Source organism: Campylobacter sp. CFSAN093238 (assembly GCF_012898015.1).
GTDB classification, from domain to species: Bacteria; Campylobacterota; Campylobacteria; order Campylobacterales; family Campylobacteraceae; genus Campylobacter_D; species Campylobacter_D jejuni.
Genome location: NZ_CP040611.1, coordinates 1715589 through 1725527, shown reverse-complemented (window position 1 = coordinate 1725527; position 9939 = coordinate 1715589). Strand labels below are relative to the sequence as shown.

Below are 9939 nucleotides of genomic sequence, written 5' to 3'. Positions count from 1 at the left end.
TTTAAAAAATAATGATAATTTTTAAATTCTAAAAATTCTATTTTTATCCTTTTTAAAAGGAAAATAATAGAAAAATTTCATCAAATTCCTTGACTTTGAAAACAAGATTTTATATACTCTCATTTCAATTTTTATAAAATTGGTTAGTTTTTAACTAACGAGTTCTTTTTAAAGGAAATATTATGGAAAGAATTAGGCTTAAGCTAAAAGCTTATGACCATCGAGTACTAGACAGAACAGTTGCAGCAATCGTAGAAGCTGTTAAAAGAACAGGTGCGGATATTAGAGGTCCGATACCAATGCCTACTAAAATCAAACGCTATACAGTTTTAAAATCTCCACACATTAACAAAGATTCTCGTGAGCAGTTTGAAATAAGAATTCACGCGCGTATGCTAGATATAGTAGCAGCGACTCCAGATACAGTTGATTCTTTAACGAAGCTTGATTTAGCGCCAGAAGTAAGCGTTGAAGTAAGAGCTATGGGTAAGTAAGGATAAGATATGGAATATATTGTAGAAAAAATTGGAATGAGCAGAACAATTACTAATCCAAGTATCGCTGTAACTTTACTAAGAGTTGTAAATGCAAAAGTATGTGAAGTTGAAGGCGGAAAGGCTTTAGTAGCATATCCAAAAGGTAAAGCAAGTAATAAATGTGTCGCAGGACAACAAAAAAAATACAATCTTTCTGCAGAATACAATAGATTTGCGACTTTAGAAGTAGCAAATACTGAAGCAGGAGATTTAGATGAAACTCCATTAAATGAAGCAAAAATTTTAAAAGTAAGCTTTAACACTAAAGGTAGAGGTTATAGCGGTGTTATGAAGAGACATAACTTCGCAGGGGGTCCAGCAAGTCACGGTTCTAGATTTCACAGACGCCATGGATCTATTGGTAATAGAGAATGGCCAGGTCGTGTTCAACCAGGTATGAAAATGGCAGGACACTATGGAAATACTAAAGTGACCGTTAAAAACGAAGTTGTATCTTATGATGCTGAAAATAAAATTTTAGTAGTTAAAGGTGCAGTACCAGGTTATAATGGTGCTATGGGTAAAATAAGGATTGCAAAATGAGTAAAGTAGTTGTTTTAAATGATAAATTAGAAAAAGCAGGTGAACTTGATTTACCTTCAAAATATGCGGAAGTAAATCCACACAATCTTTACTTGTATGTAAAATCTTACCTTGCAAGTTTAAGAGCAAATACAGCTCATACTAAAGGTAGAAGTGATGTAAGTGGTGGTGGTAAAAAACCTTGGAGACAAAAAGGTCGTGGCGGTGCTAGAGCGGGTTCAACAAGAACTAACGTTTGGGTAGGCGGTGCGGTTGCTTTTGGTCCAACAAATGAAAGAAACTACTTCCAAAAAGTAAATAAAAAACAAAAAAGATTGGCGCTTGAAAGAGCTTTAGCAGATAAAGCAGCTAAAGGTGTGTTATTTACTGCTGATTCTTTGGCTATTGAAAGTGGTAAAACAAAAGATGCAAACGCTGTGATTAAAAAACTTGGCGTCAAAGATGCTTTAATCGTTAAAGATTTACTAGATGAAAAAACACTTTTAGCTTACAGAAATTTAGCAAATTGCTATGTAGTTGATGTAACTGAAGTAAATGCTTATTTAGTATCTGTATTTAATGCTGTTATTATGGAAAAATCAGCGTTAGAATCTATTACAAAAGAGGGATAATTATGGCAGATATTACTGATATAAAGACTATACTTTACACAGAAAAAAGTTTGAATTTGCAAGAGCAAGGTGTCGTAGTTATTCAAACTTCGCCAAAAATGACTAAAACAGGCTTAAAAGCGGTTTTAAAAGAGTATTTTGGTGTAACTCCAAAAAGCATCAATTCCTTAAGAATGGATGGAAAAATTAAGCGTTTTAGAGGTCGTTTAGGTCAAAGAAACAATTACAAAAAATTCTATGTTAAGCTACCTGAAGGTGTTAGCTTAGAAAATACGGAGGCTTAAGATGGCAATTAAAACTTATAAACCATATACTCCAAGTAGAAGATATATCACAGGTTTAAGTTCTGAAGATATTACAGCTAAACCAAGTGTACGCTCACTACTTGTTAAACTTCCAGCACACGCGGGTCGTAACAGCTATGGAAGAATTACAAGTCGTCATAAAGAAGCGGGTGCTAAAAAACTTTACAGAATTATTGATTTTAAACGTCGTAAATTCGGTATAGAAGGCAAAGTAGAAGCAATCGAGTATGATCCATATAGAAATTGTAGAATTGCTTTGATTGCTTATAAAGATGGGGAAAAAAGATATATTCTTCAACCACGTGGATTAAGCGTTGGTGATATAGTTTCAGCTGCTGAAAGCGGACTTGATATTAAACCAGGCAATGCAATGAAACTTAAAAACATTCCTGTGGGTACTATTGTTCATAATGTTGAGTTAAAACCAGGTAAAGGCGGTCAAATGATCCGTTCCGCAGGTGCTTATGCACAACTTATGGGTAAAGAAGAAAAATATGTTATTTTAAGACTTGCAAGTGGCGAAATGAGACAAGTTTTAGCTGAATGTATGGCAAGTATCGGCGAAGTTGGAAATGAAGAATGGGCTAATGTAACTATCGGTAAAGCAGGTAGAAATCGCCATAGAGGTATCCGCCCGCAAACTCGTGGTTCTGCAATGAACCCAGTAGATCACCCGCACGGTGGGGGTGAAGGTAAGAAAAATTCAGGCCGTCATCCAGTAACTCCGTGGGGTAAACCAACCAAAGGTGCGAAAACTCGTCGTAAAAAGGCTAGCGATAAGCTAATAATTTCAAGAAGAAAAGGAAAGTAAGATGGCTAGATCACTAAAAAAAGGTCCTTTTGTTGATGATCATGTAATGAAAAAAGTCATCGCTGCTAAAAAGGCTAATGATAATAAACCAATTAAAACTTGGTCAAGAAGAAGCACAATTACTCCTGATATGATAGGACTTACATTTAATGTTCATAATGGTAAAAGCTTTATTCCAGTTTATATTACTGAAAATCACATCGGTTATAAGCTTGGTGAATTTGCTCCAACACGCACATTTAAAGGGCATAAAGGCTCTGTGCAAAAGAAAATTGGTAAGTAAGGGATAAGATATGAGTAAAGCATTAATTAAATTCATAAGATTATCTTCAACTAAAGCAAGATTGATTGCTAGAGAAGTTCAGGGGATGAATGCAGAATTAGCTATGGCTAGTTTAAAATTTATGCCAAATAAAGGTGCAAAATATATCGCAAATGCAATTTCAAGTGCAGTAGCAAATGGTGGCTTTGAAGCAAACGAAGTGATTGTAAAAAGTTGTCGTGTTGACGCAGCTGCGGTATTAAAAAGATTTAGACCAAGAGCTAGAGGAAGTGCAAGTCGTATTAGAAAACCAACTTCACATATTTTAGTAGAAGTGGTAAAAGCGGAAGTGAAAGCTGAAGAGAAAAAAACAGTAGCTAAAAAAACTACTACAACAAAAGCTCCAGCTAAAAAAACAACAAGCACTAAAAAAGCAACAGCGAAAAAGGAAAGCTAATGGGACAAAAAGTTAATCCAATTGGTCTAAGACTAGGAATCAATAGAAACTGGGAATCAAGATGGTTTCCAACTAAAGCAAATTTAGTAGAAAATATCGGTGAAGATTACAAAATCAGAGCTTTCTTAAAAAGAAAACTTTATTACGCAGGAATTAGCCAAATTTTAGTAGAAAGAACTGCTAAAAAACTTCGCGTTACTGTAGTTGCTGCAAGACCAGGTATCATCATCGGTAAAAAAGGTAGTGATGTTGATAATTTAAGAAAAGAATTGCAAGATTTAATCGGTAAAGATGTAAATATCAATATCAAAGAAGAAAGAAAAGCAGGAGCTTCAGCTCAACTTGCTGCTGAAAGTGTTGCAACTCAACTTGAAAAAAGAATTGCTTTTAGAAGAGCAATGAAAAAAGTAATCCAAGGTGCGCAAAAAGCAGGTGCTAAAGGAATTAAAGTTTCAGTTTCCGGTCGTTTAGGCGGTGCTGAAATGGCAAGAACAGAATGGTATCTTGAAGGACGCGTTCCACTTCATACTTTAAGAGCAAAAATCGATTATGGTTTTGCAGAAGCTAGAACTACTTATGGAAACATAGGAGTTAAAGTATGGATCTTTAAAGGTGAAGTATTGCACAAAGGTATGCAACCTGAAAAAACTGAAGAAAGTGCTCCAGCTAAAAAGCCAAGACGCACAAGAAGGGGTAAATAATCATGTTAATGCCAAAAAGAACTAAATATCGCAAAATGATGAAAGGGCGTAACAGAGGTTATGCTAATCGTGGAACAGAATTTACTTTTGGTGAATTTGCATTAAAAGCAACTGAAGCAGGACGCATTAACTCACGCCAAATCGAAGCAGCGCGTATCGCTTTAACTCGTTTTGTTAAAAGACAAGGAAAAACTTGGATTAGAGTTTTTCCAGATAAGCCTTTGACAAAAAAACCTTTAGAAACTCGTATGGGTAAAGGTAAAGGTGCTGTTGAGGAATGGGTAATGAATATCAAGCCAGGTCGTATCATTTATGAAATGGCAGGAGTAAGCGAAGAAATGGCAAGAGAAGCATTGACTTTAGCTATGCATAAACTTCCATTTAAAACTAAGTTTGTTACAAGAGAGAGCCAAAATGAAATATACTGAGATTAAAGATAAAACAGCAGCTGAGCTTGCAACAATGCTAAAAGAAAAAAAGGTGCTTTTATTCACTTTAAAACAAAAGCTAAAAACAATGCAACTTACTAATCCAAAAGAGATTAGCCAAGTAAAAAAAGACATTGCTAGAATAAATACAGCAATTAACGCTTTAAGATAAGGATAGAAAATGGCATTTAAAAGAGAAATTCAAGGCGTTGTTGTTAAAATCGCTGGTGAAAAAACCGCAAGTGTTTTGGTTGAAAGAAAAGTGGTTCATCCAAGATATAGAAAAATTGTTAAACGCTTTAAAAAATATCTAATTCATGATGAGAGAAATGAAGTTAAAGTGGGTGATACTGTTGTTGCAGTAGAATGCAGACCACTTTCAAAAAGAAAATCATTTCGCTTAAAATCTGTATTAGCTACAGGAGTTGAGTAATGATTCAAAGTTTTACAAGACTTGCAGTTGCTGATAATAGCGGTGCAAAAGAATTAATGTGTATCAAGGTTTTAGGGGGTAGCAAAAGAAGATACGCTACCGTAGGTGATGTAATCGTTGCATCTGTTAAAAAAGCTTTACCAAATGGAAAAGTTAAAAAAGGTCAAGTGGTAAAAGCGGTTATCGTTAGAACTAAAAAAGAAATTCATAGAGATAATGGTTCTTTGATTCGTTTTGATGAAAATGCTGCGGTTATTCTTGACAACAAAAGAGAGCCTATCGGAACTCGTATCTTTGGGCCAGTGGGCAGAGAAGTTAGATATGGTGGCTTTATGAAAATCGTTTCACTAGCACCGGAGGTATTATAATGGCGGTTAAATTAAAAATCAAAAAAGGTGATAGCGTTAAGGTTATCACAGGTGATGATAAAGGTAAAACAGGTAAAGTTTTAGCGGTATATCCAAAAACACTTAAAGTGGTAGTTGAAGGATGTAAAATCGCTAAAAAAGCTATTAAGCCGAGTGAGAAAAACCCAAATGGTGGTTTTATCAATAAAGAAATGCCAATGGATATTTCCAATGTGGCAAAAGTTCAGGAGTAAGCGATGATGAGATTAAAAGAAAAATATAATCAAAGCATTAAACCTGCATTGGTTAAAGAATTTGATATTAAAAATCCTATGCTTATCCCTGTGATCGAAAAAGTAGTTATCAGCGTAGGTGCTGGTGAGTTGGCTAAAGATCAAAAAGTATTGCAAAATGTTGCAGATACTATTTCTTTAATTGCAGGACAAAAGGCTGTGATTACTAAAGCTAAAAAATCAGTTGCAGGATTTAAAGTTCGCGAAGGTTTTCCTGTGGGTGTAATGGTAACTTTAAGAAAAGAAAATATGTATGCTTTTCTTGATAAATTAATTTCCATTGCTTTGCCAAGGGTGAAAGACTTTAGAGGTTTAAGTAGAGATGGTTTTGATGGACGCGGAAACTATAACTTCGGTCTTGATGAGCAGTTGATGTTCCCAGAAGTGGAGTATGATAAAATTTTAAGAACTCATGGTATGAACATTTCTATAGTTACAACAGCACAAAATGACAAACAGGCACAAAAGTTATTAGAACTTATCGGTGTGCCATTTACAAAAGGAAAGTAAGATGGCTAAAAAATCAATGATTGCAAAAGCGGCACGCAAGCCTAAATTTAAAGTTAGAGCTTATACAAGATGCCAAATTTGTGGACGTCCGCATTCGGTTTATAGAGATTTTGGAATTTGCAGAGTTTGCTTAAGAAAAATGGGCAACGAAGGTTTGATTCCAGGTCTTAAGAAAGCAAGTTGGTAAGGATAAAATATGATAAATGATATTATTTCAGATTCACTCACTCGTATCAGAAATGCAGGAATGAGAAAGCTTGAAACAACCAAGCTTTTACATTCTAAAGTTGTAGAAGCTTTAGTTGGAATTTTTCAAGCTAAGGGCTATATTGAGAGTTTTAATGTTATTGAAGAAGATAAAAAGAAATTTATCAATGTAGTTTTAAAATACGATGAAAAAGGTAAGAGTGTTATCAATGAGCTTAAAAGAATTTCTAAGCCTGGTCGTCGTGTTTATAAAGGTAAAGATGAAATCAAGCGTTTTAAAAATGGTTATGGTACTATCGTAGTTAGCACAAGTCATGGCGTTTTAGCTAATGATGAAGCTTATAAAGCAGGTGTTGGCGGCGAAATTTTATGTACCATTTGGTAAAAAATCTGCTTTTTATGGCATTGGGTATCCATTCTTTTAAAAAAGTAGAAATATCCTAGACAAATAAAAAGGAAAAATATGTCTCGTATAGGTAAACAACCGATTGCTATTCCAGCAGGAGTAGAAGTAAAATTAGAAGGAAATTTGCTTAAATTTAAAAAAGGAAATTTAGCAAAAGAACTTGATACTAAAGCAAATGTAAATGTTGAGATTAAAGATAATAATATTCTTTTTTCTCCAAAAGGTGAAGACAGACAAAGTAGAGCTTATTGGGGAACTTACAGAGCTTTAGCTTACAATATCGTTGTAGGTTTAACTCAAGGTTTTTCAAAAACTCTTGAAATCAATGGAGTTGGTTATAAAGCAGCTTTAAAAGGTAAAGTTTTAGAACTAAGCCTTGGTTTTTCTCATCCTATTAATTATGATATTCCAGAAGGAATTGAAATTGTAGTGGATAAAAATACTATTGCAGTTAAAGGAAGTGATAAACAAGTTGTAGGTCAAGTTGCTGCTCAAATTCGTGAATTTAGACCACCAGAGCCATATAAAGGAAAAGGCGTTAAGTATTCTGATGAACGCATTATCCGCAAAGCTGGTAAGACATCTAAGAAGTAAGGGTAGAATATGAGAGCAAATGTATTAAAAAGAAAACTAACTTTAAGAATCAAAAGAAAAAAAAGAATTAGAGCGAAAATTTCAGGTTGTGAAAATTTTCCAAGAATTTCTGTATTTAAATCGAACAGAACTCTATATATCCAAGCGATTGATGATGTAAAAGCTGTAACTTTAGCAGCAGTTGATGGACGCAAACTTGGCGTTAAAGCAAATAAAGAAGGTGCTAAAAAAATCGCTGCTGAATTTGCTAAAACTTTAAAAGCTAAAAAGATAGAACAAGCTGTTTTTGATAGAAATGGTTATATATATCATGGTGTTATCGCAGCATTGGCTGAATCTTTAAGAGAAAATGGCATTAGGCTATAAGGGGTAAATCGATGGAAAAATATAATAGAGAAGAATTTGAAGAAGTAATCGTCGATATCGGCAGAGTTACTAAGGTTGTTAAAGGTGGTAGAAGATTTAGATTTACTGCTTTAGTTATTGTTGGAAACCGCAAAGGTTTGGTAGGTGTTGGTTATGGTAAGGCTAAGGAAGTTCCAGATGCCATCCGTAAAGCTGTTGACGATGCGTTTAAAAATATCGTTGAAGTTAAAACTAAAGGCTCAACTATCGCTCACGATGTAGAGGTGAAATACAACGCAAGTAGAATTTTACTTAAACCAGCTAGCGAAGGTACAGGAGTTATCGCAGGTGGTTCTACACGCCCTATCGTGGAACTTGCAGGTATTAAAGACATCTTAACCAAGTCTTTGGGTTCAAATAATTCAGCTAATGTGGTTCGTGCTACAATCAAAGCTTTAACAATGTTAAAAGGATAAGAAGATGAATTTAACAAAAGCAGCGGGTTCAACGCATAAAACTAAAAGAATTGGCCGTGGTCAAGGTTCTGGCATGGGTAAGACTGCTACTAAAGGGGGTAAAGGTCAAACTGCTAGAAAAGGTTATAATGAAAAAAGAGGTTTTGAAGGGGGTCAACAACCACTTCAAAGAAGACTACCAAAAGTAGGTTTTACTTCTAAAATTCAAAAACCTTATGTGATCAATGTTGAAAAAATCACAGCTGTAAAAGAGCTTAGTGAAATTACATTTGAGAGCATTAAAAGTGTTCACAAAATTTCAAAATCTGTGAATAAAATCAAATTAATTGGTGCAAGTGCAAAAGACTTAGTATCAAAAATCAAAGACGAGAATATTAGCGTCACCGGATCAAAATAATGAATAGAGCATTGACGAATAAGATTTTAATCACCTTAGCATTTTTATTTGCTTATAGGGTTCTGGCTTATGTGCCAGTTCCTGGCGTCAATGCTGATGTGATTGCGGAATTTTTTAATAACAATCAAAACAATGCTTTGGGTTTATTTAATGTTTTTAGTGGTGGAGCAGCTGAACGCTTTTCTATCATTTCTTTAGGTATTATGCCTTATATTACTGCTTCTATTATTATGGAGCTTCTTGCAGCAACTTTTCCAAATATTGGTAAGATGAAAAAAGAGCGTGATAGTATGCAAAAATATATGCAAATTATCCGTTATGCGACTATTGTGATTACTTTGGTTCAAAGTATAGGCGTTGCTATAGGTTTGCAAAGCTTGCACGGTCGTGGTGGTGCAGGGGCTATAATGGTAGAAGATTTAAATATGTTTATCGCACTTTGTGCTATTTCTATGCTTGCTGGAACTATGCTTTTAATGTGGCTTGGCGAACAAATCACACAAAGAGGTATAGGAAATGGTATTTCTTTAATCATTTTTGCAGGTATTGTTTCAGGTATTCCAAGAGCGATTTCAGGAACTGTAGGACAAATCAATTCAGGCGAGATGAATTTCTTAACCGCTTTTGCAATTTTTGCTTTGATTTTAATCACCATAGGGGTGATTATTTATATAGAACTTGGAGAAAGAAGAATTCCTATTTCTTATTCTCGTAAAGTTGTAATGCAAAATCAAAACAAACGCATTATGAATTATATTCCTATTAAACTCAATCTTAGTGGGGTTATTCCACCGATTTTTGCTAGTGCGATTTTGATGTTTCCAACAACAATTTTACAAACTAGTACAAATCCTTATCTACAAGCCATTAATGACTTTTTAAATCCAAATAGTTATTTGTTTCATGTTCTAACTTTCTTGTTTGTAATTTTCTTTGCTTATTTTTATGCTTCTATCGTATTTAACGCTAAAGACATAGCAGAAAATTTGAAAAAACAAGGCGGTTTTATCCCTGGAATTCGTCCAGGTGAAGGAACTTCAAGTTATCTTAACGAAGTGGCTTCTCGTTTAACTTTATCAGGTTCTATTTATTTAGGGCTTGTTGCAACCTTACCTTGGGTTTTGGTGAAATTTATGGGTGTGCCTTTTCATTTTGGCGGCACTTCTGTACTTATTGTAGTTCAAGTAGCACTTGATACGATGAGAAAAATTGAAGCTCAAATTTATATGAGTAAATACCAAACTTTAAGTGCGGTAGGTTTGTAATAAATAAAATTA

General features: G+C 34.4%; 21 protein-coding genes. All 21 read left to right on the top strand.

What is annotated here, in order from left to right:
* Nucleotides 1–182: 182 nt before the first annotated feature.
* Nucleotides 183–494: a 30S ribosomal protein S10 gene (gene rpsJ / locus FBF21_RS08930; protein WP_002779353.1), complete on the top strand. Its 312-nt coding sequence runs from the start codon at nucleotides 183–185 to the stop codon at nucleotides 492–494.
* Nucleotides 495–503: 9 nt separating this feature from the next.
* On the top strand, nucleotides 504–1079 hold the full coding sequence (gene rplC / locus FBF21_RS08925) for a 50S ribosomal protein L3 (protein WP_002779987.1): 576 nt from the start codon (nucleotides 504–506) through the stop codon (nucleotides 1077–1079).
* Entirely contained in the window at nucleotides 1076–1690 is a 615-nt protein-coding gene (gene rplD, locus FBF21_RS08920; protein WP_002783544.1) for a 50S ribosomal protein L4, read from the top strand. The genes rplC and rplD overlap by 4 nt, the downstream gene beginning before the upstream one ends.
* A 2-nt stretch (nucleotides 1691–1692) precedes the next feature.
* Nucleotides 1693–1974: a 50S ribosomal protein L23 gene (locus tag FBF21_RS08915; protein WP_002851441.1), complete on the top strand. Its 282-nt coding sequence runs from the start codon at nucleotides 1693–1695 to the stop codon at nucleotides 1972–1974.
* 1 nt (nucleotide 1975) lies between these two features.
* On the top strand, nucleotides 1976–2806 hold the full coding sequence (gene rplB / locus FBF21_RS08910) for a 50S ribosomal protein L2 (RefSeq protein WP_002860131.1): 831 nt from the start codon (nucleotides 1976–1978) through the stop codon (nucleotides 2804–2806).
* Between the two features lies 1 nt (nucleotide 2807).
* The gene (gene rpsS / locus FBF21_RS08905; protein ID WP_002851509.1) at nucleotides 2808–3089 is read left to right on the top strand and encodes a 30S ribosomal protein S19; all 282 of its coding nucleotides are present in this window, start codon (nucleotides 2808–2810) and stop codon (nucleotides 3087–3089) included.
* 10 nt (nucleotides 3090–3099) lie between these two features.
* Nucleotides 3100–3525: a 50S ribosomal protein L22 gene (gene rplV, locus FBF21_RS08900; RefSeq protein WP_002869681.1), complete on the top strand. Its 426-nt coding sequence runs from the start codon at nucleotides 3100–3102 to the stop codon at nucleotides 3523–3525.
* The gene (gene rpsC, locus FBF21_RS08895) at nucleotides 3525–4226 is read left to right on the top strand and encodes a 30S ribosomal protein S3 (protein WP_002851138.1); all 702 of its coding nucleotides are present in this window, start codon (nucleotides 3525–3527) and stop codon (nucleotides 4224–4226) included. Before rplV ends, rpsC begins: the two co-directional genes overlap by 1 nt.
* A gap of 2 nt (nucleotides 4227–4228) precedes the next feature.
* Nucleotides 4229–4654: a 50S ribosomal protein L16 gene (gene rplP / locus FBF21_RS08890; protein WP_002779441.1), complete on the top strand. Its 426-nt coding sequence runs from the start codon at nucleotides 4229–4231 to the stop codon at nucleotides 4652–4654.
* Nucleotides 4641–4826, top strand: a complete 186-nt coding sequence (gene rpmC, locus FBF21_RS08885) for a 50S ribosomal protein L29 (protein ID WP_002851566.1) — start codon at nucleotides 4641–4643, stop codon at nucleotides 4824–4826. The genes rplP and rpmC overlap by 14 nt, the downstream gene beginning before the upstream one ends.
* Before the next feature lie 9 nt (nucleotides 4827–4835).
* Nucleotides 4836–5087 (top strand): 30S ribosomal protein S17, encoded by a 252-nt coding sequence (rpsQ, locus tag FBF21_RS08880; RefSeq protein WP_002851549.1) that lies wholly within the window; start codon nucleotides 4836–4838, stop codon nucleotides 5085–5087.
* Nucleotides 5087–5455 (top strand): 50S ribosomal protein L14, encoded by a 369-nt coding sequence (gene rplN / locus FBF21_RS08875; protein WP_002779438.1) that lies wholly within the window; start codon nucleotides 5087–5089, stop codon nucleotides 5453–5455. The genes rpsQ and rplN overlap by 1 nt, the downstream gene beginning before the upstream one ends.
* Nucleotides 5455–5688, top strand: coding sequence for a 50S ribosomal protein L24 (gene rplX, locus FBF21_RS08870; protein WP_002779437.1), 234 nt, complete (start codon nucleotides 5455–5457; stop codon nucleotides 5686–5688). The genes rplN and rplX overlap by 1 nt, the downstream gene beginning before the upstream one ends.
* Nucleotides 5689–5691: 3 nt before the next feature.
* Nucleotides 5692–6237, top strand: a complete 546-nt coding sequence (gene rplE, locus FBF21_RS08865; protein ID WP_002851453.1) for a 50S ribosomal protein L5 — start codon at nucleotides 5692–5694, stop codon at nucleotides 6235–6237.
* 1 nt (nucleotide 6238) lies between these two features.
* On the top strand, nucleotides 6239–6424 hold the full coding sequence (locus FBF21_RS08860; protein WP_002851478.1) for a type Z 30S ribosomal protein S14: 186 nt from the start codon (nucleotides 6239–6241) through the stop codon (nucleotides 6422–6424).
* Between the two features lie 9 nt (nucleotides 6425–6433).
* A complete protein-coding gene (gene rpsH, locus FBF21_RS08855; RefSeq protein WP_002851353.1) occupies nucleotides 6434–6829 on the top strand; it encodes a 30S ribosomal protein S8 in 396 nt (131 codons plus the stop codon).
* Nucleotides 6830–6907: 78 nt separating this feature from the next.
* The gene (gene rplF, locus FBF21_RS08850) at nucleotides 6908–7444 is read left to right on the top strand and encodes a 50S ribosomal protein L6 (protein ID WP_002851302.1); all 537 of its coding nucleotides are present in this window, start codon (nucleotides 6908–6910) and stop codon (nucleotides 7442–7444) included.
* 9 nt (nucleotides 7445–7453) lie between these two features.
* The gene (gene rplR / locus FBF21_RS08845; protein WP_002869684.1) at nucleotides 7454–7810 is read left to right on the top strand and encodes a 50S ribosomal protein L18; all 357 of its coding nucleotides are present in this window, start codon (nucleotides 7454–7456) and stop codon (nucleotides 7808–7810) included.
* Between the two features lie 11 nt (nucleotides 7811–7821).
* A complete protein-coding gene (rpsE, locus tag FBF21_RS08840; protein WP_002779428.1) occupies nucleotides 7822–8265 on the top strand; it encodes a 30S ribosomal protein S5 in 444 nt (147 codons plus the stop codon).
* A gap of 4 nt (nucleotides 8266–8269) precedes the next feature.
* Complete coding sequence (gene rplO / locus FBF21_RS08835) at nucleotides 8270–8662, top strand: 50S ribosomal protein L15 (RefSeq protein ID WP_002851292.1); 393 nt, start codon at nucleotides 8270–8272, stop codon at nucleotides 8660–8662.
* Complete coding sequence (gene secY / locus FBF21_RS08830) at nucleotides 8662–9927, top strand: preprotein translocase subunit SecY (RefSeq protein ID WP_002869685.1); 1266 nt, start codon at nucleotides 8662–8664, stop codon at nucleotides 9925–9927. Before rplO ends, secY begins: the two co-directional genes overlap by 1 nt.
* Nucleotides 9928–9939: the final 12 nt, after the last annotated feature.